This window comes from Moorena producens 3L (genome assembly GCF_000211815.1).
Lineage (GTDB): Bacteria > Cyanobacteriota > Cyanobacteriia > Cyanobacteriales > Coleofasciculaceae > Moorena > Moorena producens.
In genome coordinates this window covers 1-18,756 of sequence record NZ_GL890953.1, presented here as the reverse complement: position 1 = coordinate 18,756, position 18,756 = coordinate 1, and the positions used below count along the sequence as shown (strand labels likewise).

Sequence of the window (18,756 nt, the reverse complement as noted above, 5' to 3'; positions counted from 1 at the left end):
GGTGCGCTTTCCAATGGGCGAGTAAATCGCCCTTGGGTCGCACCGCTATGTCTTTTAGTTGTTCGCCCATATTATTTGACTCTAGCCACATACTTTTGAACTCCTTTTTTATTAATTTTATCTCCTTGAGATGTAGCAAATAGATAAGCAAAAGATCTTAAAAGAACTAAAGACAAAAAACGTTTTCCTACTACATTACTGCCTTCCATATTATATCCACCACTTTGATAATCTCGAAACATTTCTTCAATACCAAAACGTTGTCTTGATGCAGTCGCTCATGGTTTGAAGTTACCGTAAGACAGTTGAGCCTTAATCAATGGAGGCGCGCTTTCCTATGGCGAATTAAATTACGGGGTCGCGCCTCAAGTTTTAACCCTTTTTTGCATAACCTACCAACCATAAAGGCTCAACGTAATCAGGTTTCGTCTCCGGGGAAACCCCCAAGACCGCGCTGCATCGCTTTTTATAAGCAGCAATTGCTTCCGAGGTACTGCTCATATTTGTTATAATAAACCAACCTTCTTTTGTTACGGATTTTCGATAACTCTTTTTCCATTTACAGGCGATATTAAATCCAGCAATTTGTTTATTTTTTGTCACTTTTACATTTTCAAAAAATAAAGATATTCCCGGTTTTAATCCACAATTTTTTAAGGAAATCCAACCCGAATTATTAAGTTCAATTTTTTCCGATTCTTTTAGTCTTAAACAAAATGTAAAACCTTGTGTATCTAGCCATTTAGCCAATTTTACTGAACAAAATTCTCGGTCTCCTTGACAACATCATAGCTATCAAATAGCCCTATAATAGTTGATAAGCTGTTATGCATTTAAGCTGTGATAACAGCATTACCTTGATTTTTAATTTTTCGATCCCATTTAATAACTAATCCTCCTTCATTTAAAAGATGATTGAGCAAAATTTATAACTCTTCGATAGATTCAAAAAGACGATTAGCAATATATTCTTTAGCTGAATGCCAAACTAATTCAATTAAGTTATAGTCTGGGCTATATTTTGGCAAATACTCTAAATGTATATTAGACATCTCCAGAAACTCGGTTTTGACCCAGGCAGTGCAAGGGTTTGAGGTTAATTTTTGGAGATGTCTATTAGGCATTTCAGTTTCTATTTTATCGATATATTCGGCTTTCTTATGAAAACTAGCATTATCCAAAATAATTACTATTTTTGGTCCTTTTTTAACAAAGTATTCTTTTTTATTACCTGCTTTTATCCATTCATTGATTAGCTCTTCATAAAAAAGCTTTAAGACTTCATAAAAACTTTTACTATTGCTTTTTTTAAGAAAATCTACAAATCTTTTCTTATCTGAATATCGTAAAGCTCCCATTACATTTACTCTGCCTTTTCTTCTGTCTCCTCTGACTTTTTTTCGCTTCCCCTTTTTACACCAGTTTTTCCTCCTTATTACTCTTAAACTGAAACCACTCTCATGAGGGGCTGTGTGGCGAACCTGCGTCGCCACCTTGAAAGCCCCGTCCCAAAACCATACCTGTAAAAGCTCTGGGTTTTCTTTTTCTATTTTTAAATATTCGGATAATTTTTCTTTGAATGCTTTTCTTTTTTCAGAATCTCTCTTCGATTCTAAGCTATACTTTGACCAGACGTAAACGTACTTTTTTTTTTCTAATATCCTTCGCACTTGTGATCCACTTAATTTAATTCCTGTTACTTTTTCTAAATAGGTTGCTAATCTTTGGGCTGACCATCGCCCAAATTCATATCCTAATTCTTGTGGTTCTTTTTCGACCGTATCTAATCAAATATCTATGTACTTATCTGTAGCTTTTTGATGATTACCTTTCATTCTTTGATCTTTAAGGGTTTCTAAGTTATCTGGGTCTCCGTGGACACACCAGTAACAAACTTTATTTTTTGAGCAGCCAATAAAATTAGCAATTTCTTGCTGTGTTTTGCCATCATTTAATAATAGCAAGATCAGAAGTCTCTCTCTAATATATCCATTTTCTTCTATTTTTAGAGCTTTTTGAATTTTTGGTTTTTGCTCTGATGTGAGATGATTTTTAGCTGGCATCTTTTTTTATGGAATTGTTGTTAACTCTATTATACCCAATTTAAATGCGCAACAGCTTATAATTTTTTTTTGCTCTGAAAAATTACTTGAACCAAGTTTTGAAAGAAGTTCAAAATAAATTGGGATTGCTCGATTTTTATAAATTAGACTAATCATCAATAAATTTTTGTCCTTCCAATTAGTTCTATCGAGGGCTAAATAAATTTTCTGCTGTTTATTAAATCTTTGAAATATCCATTCTCTAATAATTGGAAACCACAAGGATTTTATTTGAAATATTGGTAAGGACAAAAATCTCTGCAACTTTTTACGTCTTGATCTAAATTGAATGGGTAAAGGTAATGACTCTGCGATTTTTTCAAGTTTAACATTTTTGGTATCTTGTATAATAATGACTACAAGGTTAAGAAATAATAATTGAGATTCGGAAAGTAGATTTTTTAGATGTTTTTGATATAATTCTGGTAGCATTTTAAATTGATAGGTCGTCTTGACAATTTCTGACCTATCTTTTTTTACCATAATTCGCTCAATTTAATATATATCAAGGGTTACAGGGCGCTTGTCGCCCCCCCAGCTCCTGTTCTCAATCTTACCAAACCGCATATTGTCAAAATTACCTCAGAATATTTACTAGAATTTAGGCGAAACCTTTCTCCCGCTATTTTAAAAATTTTCACCAATCTAATTACGTGTTCTACAAATATTCTGTTTGAAGATAATAGCTTGTTATATTTCTTTTCCTGTGAGGTTAATTCACCATTTTTTGGTTTTTTATGGGGAGTTTTTATTTGTTCTTCTCCAAGGTGCGCTTTCCAATGGCCGGGGAACCCGGCCTTGGGTCGCACCTCTATATAAGCTTTGTCTCCACTCAGTCGTTGTTTATCATCAAATTTTTTTAAACTTTCCCGACAAATATTTATATCACTTTTGGGGCCAGGTTTACCCACCACTACGTCCACAATATCTTCCCCTTTTGGCAACACAATAAAGCGGTGCGACCCAAGGGCGATTTACTCGCCCTTGGAGGCGCGCACCGTTTGGTTTTTAAATGTATGACTTTTCTTCTTACCAGAATAGAAATTTTTTTGCTGATTATAATCTTTTGGTCTTTCTCTGACTTGTTCAGCGCTATCTACTATTAACTCATATTCAGTCAAAGCTTCCCGAATTATCTCCGACTCTTCTTCGCACTTTTTTACTTGTTCTAATAGCGATGCAGCGCGGTCTTGGGGGTTTCCCCGGAGACGAAACCTGATTACGTTGAGCCTTTATGGTTGGTAGGTTATGCAAAAAAGGGTTAAAACTTGAGGCGCGACCCCGTAATTTAATTCGCCATAGGAAAGCGCGCCTCCATTGATTAAGGCTCAACTGTCTTACGGTAACTTCAAACCACTCGCTATTGCATCAAGACAAAGAAGCTGGTAGAGCTTCTCTCAAAAGAGATTGCCAGTAGTTAAAAGTAGAGTTTGCTGTAGATTCACTCACCTGAAACTGTAGTCCTAGAAGTTGAAAGTTTATGTGATGTCGTAAGTAAATTAACGTCAAGACTATTTGGTCTTCAAGCGATGCAGCGCGGTCTTGGGGAGGCAGCGCGGTCTTGGGGGTCTCCCCCATGAGCGACTGCCGTGGTTTCCCCCACTCGCTATTGCATCAAGACAGTGATAATTTTTGTGAAGCACCTCCCCCAGGCTTAATTAGCCGGACTTTTTGATTTTGATTTTTTTCTTTATGTTGACGATGTAATAACTTGGCTTGTTCTATCAGTTGATAGAGTTGTTCATGATTTATCCCTAGCAATCGTTTAGTTTGTTTAGGATTTTTCTGGATATAATCCCAAGTATAGCTCATGGATGATATTCCTAAAATTAATTTATCATCCTCTTATTTTACCATAACTTTATTTGTTGGAGAGGTCTAAGGGTCACAGTGGTTAGAACCAGAAGACAGTGAGTGGGATTTGGGCCTTTGGCTTGGGGTGGCGCGACGGCGAGGAGTAGTCATTGTAGGGGTAGTAGTGACAGGGATGTCCTTCGTCATCCCGAGAACTTTAAATGAAGAGCCAAGTTACCAAAGCAAATTTCGGATTTTAGTAGAGCCTGTTAATGCTGAAAATGACTTAGGCAATTTAACGCCTGGTTTAGGGAACCAAAACATTAAATCTAGTTTAGACTACCAAACCCAAATTCAAGTCCTGCGTAGTCCTGAGCTAATGGAAGTAGTGCTCGCAGAAGTACAAAAAACCTATCCCGAAATTAGTTATAATTCCCTAATTGGCAATTTAAAAATTACTCGCTTAGGGAAAACTAAGATCTTGGAAATCAGCTACCAGGGAAACGATCCGGATCTGATCCTCACTATTTTAGAGCAATTAGCCAAAGTCTACCTGAACTACTCCCTGAACGAGCGCCAGACTAACTTACGCCAAGGGATTCAATTCATTGAAAACCAGTTACCATCTTTACAAGCCAGGGGAAATGAACTGCAAAACCAATTACAAGCCTTTCGAGAGCGATATCAGTTTACTAACCCAGACAGCCAAGCTGAACTAATCGCTTCTCAAATTACCGCCTTGAAGCAGGAAAACTTAGCCCTTGAACAACAATTAGCTAAAAGCCGCTTCAATCTTGGTTCTCTACAAGAAGAAACTGGGGCTGTGGCCGCTCTTAGCGAAGCTCCACTATATCAGCAAATTATTGGTCAGTTAAGAGAGGTGGAAACGCAAATTGCTGCGGAATTAACTCGCTTCCAACCACAAAGCACGGCGATTCGACTTCTGCAAAATCAACGGCAAAACCTCCTGCCGATCCTAGAGCAAGAAGCAGAGCGAATTTTAGGATCCAAGTTAGCAGAAGCTGTAACTGAAGTGCAAAGGCTTGAAACCCAACGTCAAACCTTATTAGTTGCCCAAAAACAGCTAAAACAACAGGCTAAACAAATGCCTGCTTTAACCAGACAATATACCGACTTAGAGTTAGAAATACAAATTGCTACTGAGGGGTTAAACCGTTTTCGGGCTACCTGGGAAACCTTGCAAATCGAAGCCGCCCAAACTGAGATTCCTTGGGAAGTAATTGAAGCCCCAGTTCGGCCAGTGGCTCCCATCTCTCCTAATATCCAACGTAGTCTAACCTTGGGAGCTGTAGCTAGTCTTGCTGTAGGCATTGGTGTTGCTTTAATATTGGAAAAATTAGATCACGTTTATCACACTGCCCTGGAACTAAAACAGCAAAGCAAACTCCATTTGTTAGGGAATATCCCCATTAATAAACAAATAGCAGCAACGCCAAGTAATAACTCCCTAGCCAAAGTAGGAGGTTTATTGTCTAAACCTTTTACGTGGCTAATACCAGCTTTGAAGCAAAAATCAACGCCTTACATCTATTATGGGGACTCCCAATCCTCACACTTTTTGGAAGCCCTACGAGTACTCTATACCAATATTCAATTACTGAGTTCAGACCGCCCAATCCGTTCTCTGGCAATCAGTTCAGCTCTGCCTGGGGATGGTAAGTCAACCATTGCTATTTACCTGGCTCAAACAGCGGCAGCCATAGGGAAAAAGGTGTTATTAGTTGATGCAGATTTGCGTAAACCCCAAGTTCATCCAAGATTGCAATTATCCAACCAGTTGGGATTAAGTAATTTAATTCTCCAAACCCTATCCCCTGAAGACGTAATTGAGCAAAAGTTACCTGTAGCTGGCTTATCAGTCCTAACCTCAGGTCAACTTGTTCCAGATCCTACCAAGCTGATATATTCCCATAAAATGACACAATTGATGGCAGGTTTCCACGAAACCTTTGACCTCGTAATTTATGATACTCCCTCAGTTTTGGGATTAGCAGACGCTAGCTTGCTTACTTCTCACACCGATGGGTTGATTCTGGTAAGTCGCATTGGGAAAACAGATCGTTCTGCTCTGACCCAAGCTCTTGAGAATCTGAAACTGTCTCAAATTCACGTTTTAGGCATTGTTGCTAATGGTGTTAAAGGTGACTCTATTAGCCCTTACAAGTACTACAAATCCGGTTACGGAAACAATCACAAAGAACAGGATTGGGAGGAGGAGGAGAACCTTACCCCGACATTGTTCAAGTAAAAGGGAATCGGGAATCTACCTCACCTATTTTAAACATGCTATATGACCCACCTATTGCTACTAAAATCGCTACAATCAACCAGTGCTTATGCTGGCGTAATCCTGGGATTATCAAGGAGGGAATTGACCAAACTCAGTTAGTGCTTGATGATGGTGAAAATGAACGTCCAGACTTTTCGTTTCTAGTCCTTGGGGATACGGATTCAGATACGAAATATGGAGAGAAGCTGCAAGCACAAATTGCTCAACAATTACGTGAGCACATGGATACTTGTTGCTTTACGTTACACACAGGGGATCTCGTTTATCCCTTTGGGTCGGGTGAGTTTTATCTGGAGAAATTTCTTAAATTCTACCGAGAGGTTTTTGGTATTAGGAGTCCTGTCAAAAAAACTGACACTACTCGACTAGTCTTTAATCACCCGATTTTCCCTGTACCAGGAAATCATGATTACTATGACCTGACTTTTCTGCCCAGATTATTTGCTCAGTTAAGTTTACCTCTACGCCGTTGGTTAAAATCTCAGTTAGGGTTGACGCTAGGTTGGGATAGTTCTAACCAAGGCAAAGCCTATGCTCAAGCTTTTCTTGATTGCTTGAGTCAACCTCACAAGCGCAGTAATTTAGCTGAGTACCTCAACCAACACTATACTGCCAAGACCGAAACGGGAAGATGCCTGCGCTACCAACCTGGTCACTTTACCCGTCTACCTAATCGCTACTATACCTTTAGATATGGTGGCATTGACTTTTTTGCCCTTGATTCCAATACGTTTTGTATTTCTGGCTCTTCGTCTAAACCTAAGGCTGATCCTGACCTAGAGCAACTAGACTGGTTACAGCAACGGTTAATTGATTCTTGGCATGATCCTCAGGTAAGGGGACGAGTGATCTATCTTCATCACTCTGCCTATTCAACGGAAACAACCCGATGGGAGCAGCCAGATGCGATCGCAGTTCGTGGCCATTTACGCCAAGTATTCGCTCAGGTGGCTGCTGCTCTTGGTTCCCTACCGGAAAAACGCCCACTGGTAGATTTCATCTTAAGTGGACACGCCCATTGTTTTGAGCATTTGCGTACCCTTGATACTAAACATGCTGACTCCAATTTAAATTGGCTGGTCTGTGGCGGCAGTGGTGCTGGTTTGCGGCGTCAGCGCAAAGATGGGGTTGAACTGATGGAAATTAGTCGGGGAGGTTATGTTCAAATGGTGGCGCGATCGCTTTTATTTATCGGACGCAAAGGTAAAGGCAGAACAGTGCGCTCTCCTCATACTTTCCTACGGATTGATGTACATAACGGTGTTCCCCCTAAGTTTGTAATTCGGCCATTTGTAGTTGAGAAACTCCAGAATCAGTGGAGTAGTAGTGCCATCAAACCCTTTGTGATCCAGAATTTATAGTAGTTCTCAATGCTAGCTCCCCATCTCCCCATCTCCCCATCTCCCCACACTTCCCATACTTCCCACACTTCCCACACCTCCCACACCTCCCACACTTACCTGTCTTAATCTGGTACTATTTATATAGTCATAGGTCAAAACAACAAATGAGTAAACTGCGCAACATACTAATGGGTGCTGGTATAGCAGCAGTAGGTGCGGTCGGAACTAAAATGGCTGTGGATTATTTCCGCAACCGTGTTGGCGTTCATCTATACCGATGAGGGTCGTAAGATGGTGGCTAGCGTGGGATATACTCCTGATGCAACGGATTACAATATCAATTTAGCTTGCGGCAAAAGAAGCCCCATAACTGCGATCGTGTTACGTGAGTGTGGGGGACGAAACCTTGTAGACGGGAGCCAAACTAATCGGTAGGTTATGAGTAATAGTTTTAAGTTGTCTGAAATAAGGCTCCCGTCTACTTACGGTAATTCCAGGGATGAATTTTGCACAGGGTATGCATGGAATTGCTATAATATATTTACTGATAAACAAAGCCGTTCGCGTAGCGTGGCCTACGGCCTTAAATGCTGGTTTGTTAGCAAAACAGTCTTAAAAAAAAGACCAAGAAAATAGAGCGGCAGCGATGCAGAGGTGCGACCCGTGGCGAATTTAATTCGACGACTGTAAGCGCACCTAAGCGGTCTTGGGGGTTTCCCCCACTCGCTATTGCATCAAGAGAGGGCAGTCCGTTCTTAAAGCCCAGCGCCTCCTAAGCAATAGCTGGATTGGCGCTTGTTGCCTACACTGATTCTATAGAATCAGTGTAGGAGCTGTCACACAGCACACCCTTCGCTGTTGAAGTGAATGGGGAACAAATTACCTCCGGTCAAGATCAAACTGGCGGAGCTGATGAAGTGGATTTTGTCCTAGCTGGGGGCGACATCGGATTTTTCATTGGATAATCTCTGAATAATAAAAGCGATCGCTTGTCTACGGTGATAAGCGATCGCTTTTATTTCAAGCTAAACTATGATGATCTATACCAATTGTCATCAGGAGTGAGGTACACAGGATTTTTTTCCACTCCCGACTCCCTCGGTGCGCTTACAGTCGTCGAATTAAATTCGCCACGGGTCGCACCGCTCCCGACTCCCGCGCAACCCAGAACGAAAGTACTGACCCAATTGAAAACTGCTGTAAGCTATAGAGTAAACCATTTTTATTCCTTCCGGTCAATGAATAAAAATAAACGACCGAGAGAACAAATTATTGCTGATCTCAGTATCAATTATGTGGAACGATATATATTCTTATGTGGTTACTCAGTAGAACGAGTTGAGCTTGAGTACACTTATGGTTTTGACCTGATTATCTTTACCTATGATGCCAATTGTGAACTTGAAAATGGTAAAATTTACGTCAAGCTAAAGGCAACGGATTTTCTGAGCATGCTAGCCGCCGACCAAGAAACCATAGGCTTTCCCCTAGGACGCTCAGACATAGAGCAATGGTTAAAAGAACCAATGCCATGTATCCTAATTGTATACGATGCTCAAATCGATCTAGCCTATTGGCTGTACTTGCAAGCCTACTTTGAAAACTGGGAAAACTTTGACCCATGGCAAATGGAAGGAACGATTACGGTTAATCTTCCTAAAAAGAATATTGTCAATCAAGATGCCATTAAAAAGTTCGCTCGATATAAAAATGATGTGCTGCGACAGTTACCGGGAGTAATTCGTCATCGTGCTTAGAAAAGTTATTTTTCAAGAGTGTCAGCAGTCAGCATTCAGCCTTCAGCTATCAGCGGTCAGCTATCAGCGGTCAGCTCTGAGCAGATCAAAAAAATGATTACCTGTTTTCTTGATGCAAAGCGCGAGTGGGGGAAACCCCCGCAGGTCGGCGCTGCATCGCTTGTTCAAAAGCATCTCAAGTAGCGTGGCACAGGCTTCTAGCCTGTGAATTAGCCCATAAGCTGAATGCTGATAACTGATAGATGATAACTGATAACTGATAACTGATAGATGATAACTGATAGATGATAACTGATAGATGATAACTGATAAATAATAGCTGATATAAATTTAACTATTAATAGTTATAAAAAGGCATGATAATCAAGGAATGAAAATGCGATCGCCTTTCGGCCACACTAAGCGATTGGCCTTTCGGCCACGCTACGCGAACGCACAAAACCATCCTCTGGGAAATTCCCATAAACCTCAAAATTAGGGAACCTTTTCAGGGGAGGCTTAGTCGATAGATAGAGCAATCCCCTTGAAAAGCTGAATCGGATTGCTATATATATCTAGCGCCATATTAATGGCTACCGGGTGCAATCAGATCTGTTGCAGATATTGACCCATGAGGTAATTTATGCATAGAATTCAATTTTGGGCAATTGCTCCGCTTAGTTTGCTCGGATTATTTGAAATAGCGCTTCAGTCTAGCTCAGTTCTGGCTAACCCTTACTCCAATAACACTCTCCAGAGAGGTTCTCAGGAGCAGATAACTGTGCTAACCAGTAGCTCATCCTTAGCTAAATTCAATACTGAGTTGCTTGGACTAACCAATGCTGAACGGCGAAAAGCTGGCTTGCCACCATTACAGCTTTCTGCTGAGCTAACTCAAGCCGCACAGCTACACGCTGAAGATATGGTGCGCAATGGTTTTTTCAGCCATACTGGTTCAGATGGTTCTAAAATAAGCGATCGCGCTAAAGCAGCAGGTTACCTCTATTCCTATGTTGGTGAAAACATCGCCGCAGGTTACTCGACTCCTGCTCAAACTATTAGGCAATGGATGAAAAGCACTGGTCATCGCCGTAATATACTCAAGCCTCAGTATCAAGAAATTGGCTTTGGTTATGTCAGCGACCCTTCCAGTCCCTATCGCCACTACTGGGTGCAGGTGTTTGGTTCCCCTCGTTAATACTCAGTCGGGAGTCGGGAGCGGTGCGACCCGTGGCGAATTTAATTCGACGACTGTAAGCGCACCGAGGGAGTCGGGAGCGGTGCGACCCGTGGCGAATTTAATTCGACGACTGTAAGCGCACCGAGGGAGTCGGAATCCTCGTAAACCCCCTTAATAAGTAAGGGAGTTATATCATGTCAGGATAATTACCCTTAATAAAAATCTCCCCATCTCCCCACACCTCCCACACCTCCCACACTCCCCACACTCCCCGCTTGACTCTGGGGTTAGATATATGCCTCCATCCCCTCACAAGAACAAACCAAATTCCTATCCCCAAAGGCATTATCAATGCGCCCTACCACAGGCCAAAACTTGTGTTCCCTTAACCAAGGTGCCGGGTATGCCGCTTCCTCACGGGTATAGGGATGGGACCATTCAATGACCATCAAGGCTTCTGCAGTATGGGGAGCATTCTTCAGCTGATTGTCGGTTTGGTCTACTTGACCCGATTCAATTGCTTCAATTTCCTGGCGGATGGCAATCATGGCATCACAGAAACGGTCGAGTTCCTCCTTCGACTCACTTTCAGTAGGTTCCACCATCATTGTCCCCGCTACAGGCCAGGATACCGTTGGAGCATGGAAACCATAATCCATCAGGCGTTTGGCAATATCATCCACTTCGATGCCCGCAGACTTTTTAAGCGATCGCAAATCCACAATACACTCATGAGCCACTAATCCATTGTTCCCCTTGTACAGAACAGGATAGTAAGGGTCTAACCGCTTAGCCATGTAATTAGCATTAAGAATAGCTACCTTAGTCGCCTCAGTTAACCCCCCACTCCCCATCATGGCAATATACATCCAGGAAATAGGTAGAATGCTGGCACTTCCCCAAGGTGCCGCAGAAATGGCACCAATAGATAAATTTGAAGGTTGAGGCTGTAAGGTTTTGGGCAGGAATGGTACTAAGTGAGGCATCACCCCAATTGGTCCCATACCAGGTCCACCCCCACCGTGGGGAATACAGAAGGTTTTGTGCAGGTTCAAGTGACACACATCTGCCCCAAAGTCCCCCGGACGGCACAGTCCCACTTGGGCATTCATATTCGCCCCATCCATATAAACCTGTCCCCCATGGTTGTGGACAATGGCACAGATCCCTTTAATCTCTTCTTCAAACACACCATGGGTAGAGGGATAAGTCACCATCAGAGCAGCTAGGTTTTGGCTATGGTGCTCGGCCTTATTCCTCAAATCATCTAAATCAATGTTGCCCATCTCATCACAAGCAACAGCCACCACCTTTAAACCAGCCATCACCGCACTGGCGGGATTGGTTCCATGGGCAGAAGTAGGAATTAGACAGATATTGCGATCGCTTTCTCCCCGGTTTTCATGGTACTTACAAATAGTGAGTAATCCTGCATATTCCCCTTGGGAACCAGCATTAGGTTGAAGAGAAATGCCAGCAAAGCCAGTAATTTCTGCTAACCATTCTTCCAGCAGCTGGAATAGAATTTGATATCCCTGAGTTTGGGAGACCGGAGCAAACGGATGAATCTTACCAAATTCCGGCCATGTCACTGGCATCATCTCAGCAGTGGCATTCAGCTTCATGGTACACGAGCCCAGAGGAATCATCGACGTGTTTAGAGCCAAATCCTTACTTTCCAGGCGGTGCAAATAGCGCAGTAACTCCGTTTCTGAGTGATAGCGGTTGAATACTGGGTTGGTTAAGTAGGTACTATGGCGAGCAAACGGTTCATTAAAATCAGCTGCCACCTTACGTGTTACCTCAGCCGCCAACTCTTCCACAGTAAAGAGTAGGGATGCACTGCTTGGTTCCCCTAAACTTGCAAAAATTTCCCACAAGTCTACTAAATCCCTAGCCGTCGTTGTCTCATCCAGGGAAATCCCGATAGTAGTTGAATCAATAATACGTAGATTAATTTGACGTGCTTCAGCTGCTTCGATAATTTCTGACACAGAGCGATCGCTTAATTCTACGCGCAAGGTATCAAAAAACGGTTCTGAGCTAATACTGTAACCTAAGCGTTTCAGTCCCTCCGCTAGGATAACCGTTAATTGATGAATTCTCTCGGCAATACGTTTGATGCCTTGTCGCCCATGATAAACTGCATACATTGAAGCTATCACGGCCAAAAGCACTTGCGCAGTACAAATATTGCTTGTGGCTTTGTCACGACGGATATGTTGTTCACGGGTTTGCAGTGCCAAGCGCAGTGCTGGTTTACCATTAGCATCTTTTGATACACCAACGATACGTCCTGGTACTTGCCGTTTATAAGCTGCCCGAGTAGCAAAATAAGCTGCATGAGGTCCCCCATATCCTAGGGGAACACCGAAGCGCTGGGTGCAACCTATGGCAATATCAGCCCCAAATTCTCCAGGGGGTGTAAGCAGGGCAAGGCTTATAATATCAGCTGCCACAGTTACTAAAGCTTTAGCACCATGAGCCTTATCAATAAATTCCCGATAATCGTATATGGTGCCATCCGTTGCTGGGTACTGAAGCAGAGCTCCAAAAATCTCTTGGTCAAATTCAAAGGTGCGGTGGTCACCAACAATCACCTCAATGCCCAAAGGTCTAGCCCTGGTTTTTACCACTGCGATAGTTTGGGGATGACAGGTTTGGGAAACAAAGAAATGTTTGGCTTTCGTTTTACACAGACCATAGCTCATGCTCATCGCTTCCGCTGCTGCTGTTCCTTCATCCAGCAAGGAAGCATTAGCAATTTCCAGACCAGTCAAGTCTATAATCATAGTCTGGAAGTTGAGTAGTGCTTCGAGTCGTCCCTGAGCAATCTCTGCTTGATAAGGGGTGTAAGCTGTGTACCAACCAGGATTTTCTAGGATATTCCGTTGAATTATAGGTGGGGTAATGCAGTCGGAATATCCCATGCCAATGAAAGACCGGAATACTTGATTCTTAGATGCAATTTCTTTTAGCTGAGCTAGGGCAGCATACTCGCTTTGGGCTGGTGGTAACTGCAGGGGTTGATTAAGCCAAATAGCGGCGGGTACAGTTTGCTCAATCAGGCTGTCTATACTGGATATACCCAGGACGTTGAGCATTTGCTCTATTGAATCTGGATTTGGACCTATGTGTCGATTGACAAAAGCATCGGTAGATGGTAATATTTGCGATGCGGAAAGAATAGGGTCAGATTTCAGCAACGACTGAGTATTTGCTCTATTTTTTTGATCCTGGATATCCAAATTCTGCATAGTAAACCCATTTGTGAATTAAGCAGCGAAGGAGGGGGTCACTTTTGAGGGCTGTGACCCCCTAAGTTGGTAAATCTATAGATACACAAAGCCCGGATGTATAACTAAAGAGATTTAGACCTAAAGCAATTTAGTTCTAAATATACACTATGAAAACCTAGGATACTACAACCTAGAGGTATTGCTAGATTGGTTCTAGATACACAACTTTATACAGCCGGGTTTAGTTATGACAACCCTACTGATCAGATTTTTACCAAAAAATTTGGGTCATTAGCCCCGTCCTTCCAGGACGGCTTTGTGCTAAGATAAAGACATAACAAAAAAATAGTATTCTAGATGAACATGATCTTAAATAAGTAGACAGTGTAAAAAACCTGTTTTGAGATAATCAGGTTGCACAATCAAGTCTAACGATTTGGAAGTCTATGAAAGTCTAAGATCCCTAAGAAAATGTTTATCTTAATATGTTAATTAGTTTAGGTACGGTGGGGCACACCGAAACCTAGGTTATAAACCAAATACGCTTGGGTCGAGGCGACCTCTATTTTTCCTGGCTCCGGCCTGGTTAAATAATTCACCCCATTGTTCGCGCAGCGTGGCCTACGGCCAAGCAAGAATCCCCGTCCTTTCAGGGCGGGGAGTGTCATAGTCTACTCTGCATCGACTTTGGCACGGTACTCCTCAGGAGAAAGGACACCCTCCAGTGGGTTATCAGGGTCATTCAGCCGCACTTTAATTAACCAACCTTCACCATAGGGGTCTTCTGCAATCTGTTCAGGAGCCTCAATCATCTCCTCATTTCGTTCTACCACCGTACCCGATACCGGTGAATATAGATCCGAAACTGCCTTGACAGATTCAATGGTACCAAAGTTTTTGTCATTTTCCTTGTTACCCTTCTCAATGGTGTCGTCAATGTCTGGGAGTTCCAGAAGAACTAAGTCACCCAGTTGGTCAATGGCAAAGGCGGTAATACCAATAGTGGCAATTTCGCCATCAAGCCGGACATATTCGTGGCTATCAAGGTATTTGAGGTCATCAGGATATTCAAAGGCCATGTCAACTCCAAAATCAGCAGCAATGCTAATTATCCTTCCTCATTTGTCTTTCGTCCAGCAGCTCTTTGACCACTGACCGTTGACTATTGACAGGGAACCGTAAGAAGTAGTAATGCACTCATGGTTAACTTATACCTACCTAAATCGTTAAAATACCATTACTAAAATATCACCACTAATTGGCAATCTATGGTATTATTCCTTTTATTCCGTCAAAAGGAATAATTTTAACCAAGACTGGCTATTGCTTTGCCTGTTTATGCCACAAATCACTAATAAATTAAAATCAAAATACATGATGTCAGATCGGAGCTGCTCCGATCTGGAAGTTCAGTAGGCAAGCATTTCTAGAGTTTCTCGTAAGTAACGACGTACGCGGCTATCAAGACTATAGTCCTGAAATTGTTCACCCAAGGGATGTTCCATTTGCCAGCGTTGAAATCCTGAACTAGCTGCTATGGCTTGTTTGAGACTGTCCCAAACTTGAGTGTCGTGATTTAATTGTCCGGATTCGGATTTAACGAAGCTTGCCATATGCACCTTACCAAAATTTAATACAGATGAATCTAGTTGGGTAATGCTTAAGTGGTGACATACTCCCACACTTAATCAAAGATTACAGTGTGGGCTTCTTACCAACTCCACCTAACGGTTTGGATACTCGGTAAGCTTTATTAACGACACGGGATGCCCCTCCGCGCCGGAACAATACAATAATCCGGAACAATACAATAAGTTCTATTTTTTAGGCACGTAGGTGGCGGTTAGCTCTTAATTTATTTTCCCTACTACATCTAGTATAGACGATATTCAATTGTAATTGTTTCCTTATTCCATGCAATAAGAGCGCAAAATTAATCCCACATCTCAATGGGCATTGAGATGTGGGATTAATTTTGCTAGAAGCTAAATAACCTTTAACCTTCAACCTTAAACAAAACAACCTTCCCAGCAAGGGACCCCTGGGTAAGAACACCCCTCAGCCCTACTTCAGGGAGAGAGTCCGTCGCTTGGTTACCATCTGATAGGTTTCAATGATATCTTTTTCCGTCCAGTCGTTGAATTTATCAACACCCATACCACATTCGTAGCCAGCATTGACTTCCTTGACATCATCCTTAACACGCTTGAGGGAATCCAAAACTCCTTCGTAGATAACTTTGCCACCACGCCGCACTCGTAAACGGCAATTGCGCACGGCTTTGCCTGAGAGTACATAGCAACCCGCCACGGCACCACGACCCACTGGGAAGACAGCTCGAACTTCTACTTCACCCAATGGTTCTTCTACCTCTTCTGGCTCTAACAGACCTTCCATCGCACCTTGAACATCATCCAGGAGTTTGTAGATGATGTTGTATTCCCGCACATCTACAAACTCCTGTTCAGCTGCTGGTCGAGCACCAGGAGCTAAGGTAGTGTTAAAGCCAACAATAACTGCACCACTAGCAGCCGCTAAGTCCACATCCGTTTCGGTGACTTCCCCAGGGGCAGCCAGTAGAACTCGAATTTGCACTTCACTTTGGGGCAGCTGTTCGAGGGATCCCAGAATAGCTTCCACCGAGCCTTGAACGTCTGCCTTCAAAATCAAGTTGAGTTCTTTGAGTTCACCTTCTTGAGCCTGGGCTGATAATTCAGTGAGGGTAACTCGCCGTGATTTCATGCGAGTTTGCAGGCGAGATTGACGTTGCTGTTGAGCTCTTTCACCAGCAACTGCCCGGGCTTCTTTTTCGCTCTCAAAGACTTCAAACTCATCACCAGCAGCTGGAACATCACTCAAGCCAAGGACTTCCACAGCAAACGAGGGAGTCGCTTGTGCGACTCGCTGTCCTCGGTCATCAAGCATGGCTCTGACCTTACCGAAAACTGAACCAACAACCAGGCTATCACCGATCCGCAAAGTACCGTTTTGCACTAAGAAGGTGGCAACAGGACCTCTGGCTTTATCTAGGTGAGCTTCAATCACCGTACCTTTTGCTGGTCGATCCGGATTAGCAGAGAGTTCTTCTAGCTCTGAGACCAATAGAATCATCTCCAGCAGTGAATCCAAGTTTTCCCTTTGGATAGCACTCACTGGTACCATGATCGTTTCACCACCCCATTCTTCTGGAACCAAGCCCCGTTCTGATAATTCTTGCTTAACCCGATCAGGTTGAGATCCGGCTTTATCAATTTTGTTAATAGCAACTACCATGGGAACTTCAGCAGCTCTAGCATGACTAATGGCTTCAAGGGTCTGAGGTTGCACCCCATCATCAGCGGCTACTACTAGCACAGCGATATCAGTTACTTTTGTTCCCCTTGCCCGCATGGCTGTAAAGGCTTCGTGACCGGGGGTGTCTAGGAAGACAACCTGTTGAATTTTATCCTCATGCTCAACATCTACGTGGTATGCGCCAATATGCTGGGTAATTCCACCGGCTTCTCCTTGAGCCACTTTTGCTTCACGAATGGCATCGAGTAGAGTCGTTTTACCGTGGTCAACATGACCCATAATTGTCACCACAGGTGGACGCCGCTCGAGGTTTTCCAGGTCTTGGACATCCAGCATTTCCACCTTAGTCGCAGCAGAGGCTTCTTCTTCCATCTCGACCTTGACTCCCACTTCCTCAGCTACCATTGTGGCAGTAGGAACATCCAAAGTCTGGGTAACACTCACAGCTATGCCTTTGAAGAAGAGCATTTTAACAATGTCAGTTTCTGCAATAGCCAGTTCATTAGCCAGGTCTCTAATGGTGAGTGAGTCTCTCAAAACAATTTGTTCTGGGCGTTTGGGCTGACTTTTCTGTGTACGACGGCGATCGCGATGATCGGACTTGTTGCTACTACTGGTTTTAGCAGGCTTCTTCTTGTGGCTAACACTCGCAGTATTTGCTTGGCTTTGCTGTTTTTGCAGAGACTTTGGTTTGGGAGGACGAGCCAGAGAAAGACTAACTGAAAATGAACCATCGATTTTGTTATCGATTTGATCTGATCCTGTTTCGAGATCATCTTCATCATCCAGAATCATTTTAGGTCGCCGCTTGAGTTTGGCGGATTTAGCCTTCTGGGCTTTGTCTTCGTCTTCTCCATTTTCTGCCTCCCACTCTTTCTTCTTAGCAGGTCGGGGGACAGATGGTCGCCGGAGCTTGACCTCCTTGAGCAGTTCCTCGGATTCATTGACTAAGGTGTTGGTGTCTTGATCAGAGACATCATCTGTCAGACCCGTTGAGTCAGCATCAATTGCTGAATTTTCTTTCTCAAGACCTGGTTTGCTCCTTTTTGGAGGTCGCTGGAGTTCAGGAACGGGTGGTCTTGGTGAACTAGAACGCTTTGGTGGTGATGTTTCCGAGGGCGTTGACTGTTTATTGATAACAGGGGATTTGTTAGGAGTTGGACTCTTTACTGACTTTGAACCGGAAGAACCCTTTTGGTTTGATTTTATCGGTCGCTCAACCTTAGCAGGCTGAGTTTTTGGTTGTGATACTCTTACAGGGGGTCCAGTTAATTTGGGTTTTTGTGTACTCTCCTGTGAAATGTTCTGGACTGGTTTAGTGGCTAGTTCTGGTTTAGCGGCTGGTTCTGGTTTAGCGGCTAGTTCTGGTTTAGCGGCTAGTTCTGGTTTAGCGGCTGGTTCTGGTTTAGCGGCTGGTTCTGGTTTAGCGGCTAGTTCTGGTTTAGCGGCTAGTTCTGGTTTAGCGGCTAGTTCTGATTTAGCGGCTGGTTCTGGTTTAGCGGCTAGTTCTGGTTTAGCGGCTAGTTCTGATTTAGCGGCTGGTTCTGGTTTAGTATCCTGCTTAATCTTGGTCTCCTGTTCAGTGACCTGCTTAGGTCGATTGAGAGTGCTAGGCTGACGTGGGGGTATAGCAGTCGGCTTGATGGGAGGTTGGGGTGGGATTGCCATTTGATTACTTCTCTGGCTAGAAGTATTGCCAGAACTGCGTTTGTGCTTACGAAGCTCCACAATTTGCTGCTTCCGCTCCCCTTGGGACG

At 43.2% G+C, this 18,756-nt stretch carries 10 protein-coding genes and 6 pseudogenes; 5 read left to right on the top strand and 11 right to left on the bottom strand.

The features are described from left to right. Nucleotides 1-71: 71 nt before the first annotated feature. From LYNGBM3L_RS50565 to LYNGBM3L_RS47785, 7 genes and pseudogenes are all read right to left on the bottom strand, one after another. The gene (locus tag LYNGBM3L_RS50565) at nucleotides 72-242 is read right to left on the bottom strand and encodes a hypothetical protein (RefSeq protein ID WP_009149803.1); all 171 of its coding nucleotides are present in this window, start codon (nucleotides 240-242) and stop codon (nucleotides 72-74) included. A 217-nt stretch (nucleotides 243-459) separates the two neighbouring features. Next, nucleotides 460-777 (bottom strand): annotated as a pseudogene (locus LYNGBM3L_RS23730) (IS4 family transposase); the annotation flags it as partial. Nucleotides 778-833: 56 nt separating this feature from the next. Beyond that, nucleotides 834-2,063: pseudogene (locus LYNGBM3L_RS38815) on the bottom strand (IS630 family transposase). 54 nt (nucleotides 2,064-2,117) lie between these two features. Next, a pseudogene (locus tag LYNGBM3L_RS23715) lies at nucleotides 2,118-2,534 on the bottom strand (IS4 family transposase); the annotation flags it as partial. A gap of 80 nt (nucleotides 2,535-2,614) precedes the next feature. Next, a pseudogene (locus LYNGBM3L_RS46650) lies at nucleotides 2,615-3,280 on the bottom strand (HARBI1 family protein); the annotation flags it as partial. Nucleotides 3,281-3,485: 205 nt separating this feature from the next. Further along, nucleotides 3,486-3,632: pseudogene (locus LYNGBM3L_RS47790) on the bottom strand (helix-turn-helix domain-containing protein); the annotation flags it as partial. 84 nt (nucleotides 3,633-3,716) lie between these two features. Beyond that, nucleotides 3,717-3,914 carry a hypothetical protein gene (locus tag LYNGBM3L_RS47785; RefSeq protein WP_009149795.1) on the bottom strand — a complete coding sequence of 66 codons (198 nt, stop codon included), beginning with the start codon at nucleotides 3,912-3,914 and terminating at the stop codon, nucleotides 3,717-3,719. A gap of 109 nt (nucleotides 3,915-4,023) precedes the next feature. Between LYNGBM3L_RS47785 and LYNGBM3L_RS23700 the strand changes: the two genes are divergently transcribed. From LYNGBM3L_RS23700 to LYNGBM3L_RS23685, 5 genes and pseudogenes are all read left to right on the top strand, one after another. After that, a complete protein-coding gene (locus tag LYNGBM3L_RS23700; RefSeq protein WP_009149794.1) occupies nucleotides 4,024-6,165 on the top strand; it encodes a GumC family protein in 2,142 nt (713 codons plus the stop codon). Then, nucleotides 6,123-7,568 carry a metallophosphoesterase family protein gene (locus LYNGBM3L_RS23695; protein WP_009149793.1) on the top strand — a complete coding sequence of 482 codons (1,446 nt, stop codon included), beginning with the start codon at nucleotides 6,123-6,125 and terminating at the stop codon, nucleotides 7,566-7,568. The genes LYNGBM3L_RS23700 and LYNGBM3L_RS23695 overlap by 43 nt, the downstream gene beginning before the upstream one ends. A 146-nt stretch (nucleotides 7,569-7,714) precedes the next feature. Then, nucleotides 7,715-7,895 (top strand): annotated as a pseudogene (locus tag LYNGBM3L_RS50560) (hypothetical protein); the annotation flags it as partial. A gap of 716 nt (nucleotides 7,896-8,611) precedes the next feature. Continuing rightward, nucleotides 8,612-9,307, top strand: coding sequence for a DUF4365 domain-containing protein (locus LYNGBM3L_RS23690; RefSeq protein WP_202799246.1), 696 nt, complete (start codon nucleotides 8,612-8,614; stop codon nucleotides 9,305-9,307). A gap of 622 nt (nucleotides 9,308-9,929) precedes the next feature. After that, nucleotides 9,930-10,484, top strand: a complete 555-nt coding sequence (locus tag LYNGBM3L_RS23685; protein ID WP_009149789.1) for a CAP domain-containing protein — start codon at nucleotides 9,930-9,932, stop codon at nucleotides 10,482-10,484. A gap of 269 nt (nucleotides 10,485-10,753) precedes the next feature. On the opposite strand, the gene gcvP is transcribed toward LYNGBM3L_RS23685, so the two are convergent. From gcvP to infB, 4 genes are all read right to left on the bottom strand, one after another. Further along, nucleotides 10,754-13,723 (bottom strand): aminomethyl-transferring glycine dehydrogenase, encoded by a 2,970-nt coding sequence (gene gcvP / locus LYNGBM3L_RS23680; RefSeq protein WP_009149788.1) that lies wholly within the window; start codon nucleotides 13,721-13,723, stop codon nucleotides 10,754-10,756. A 653-nt stretch (nucleotides 13,724-14,376) separates the two neighbouring features. Continuing rightward, a complete protein-coding gene (gcvH, locus tag LYNGBM3L_RS23675; protein ID WP_009149787.1) occupies nucleotides 14,377-14,784 on the bottom strand; it encodes a glycine cleavage system protein GcvH in 408 nt (135 codons plus the stop codon). A 330-nt stretch (nucleotides 14,785-15,114) separates the two neighbouring features. Beyond that, on the bottom strand, nucleotides 15,115-15,318 hold the full coding sequence (locus LYNGBM3L_RS23670; RefSeq protein WP_044494522.1) for a hypothetical protein: 204 nt from the start codon (nucleotides 15,316-15,318) through the stop codon (nucleotides 15,115-15,117). A 451-nt stretch (nucleotides 15,319-15,769) separates the two neighbouring features. After that, nucleotides 15,770-18,667 (bottom strand): translation initiation factor IF-2, encoded by a 2,898-nt coding sequence (gene infB / locus LYNGBM3L_RS23665; protein WP_215629092.1) that lies wholly within the window; start codon nucleotides 18,665-18,667, stop codon nucleotides 15,770-15,772. Nucleotides 18,668-18,756: the final 89 nt, after the last annotated feature.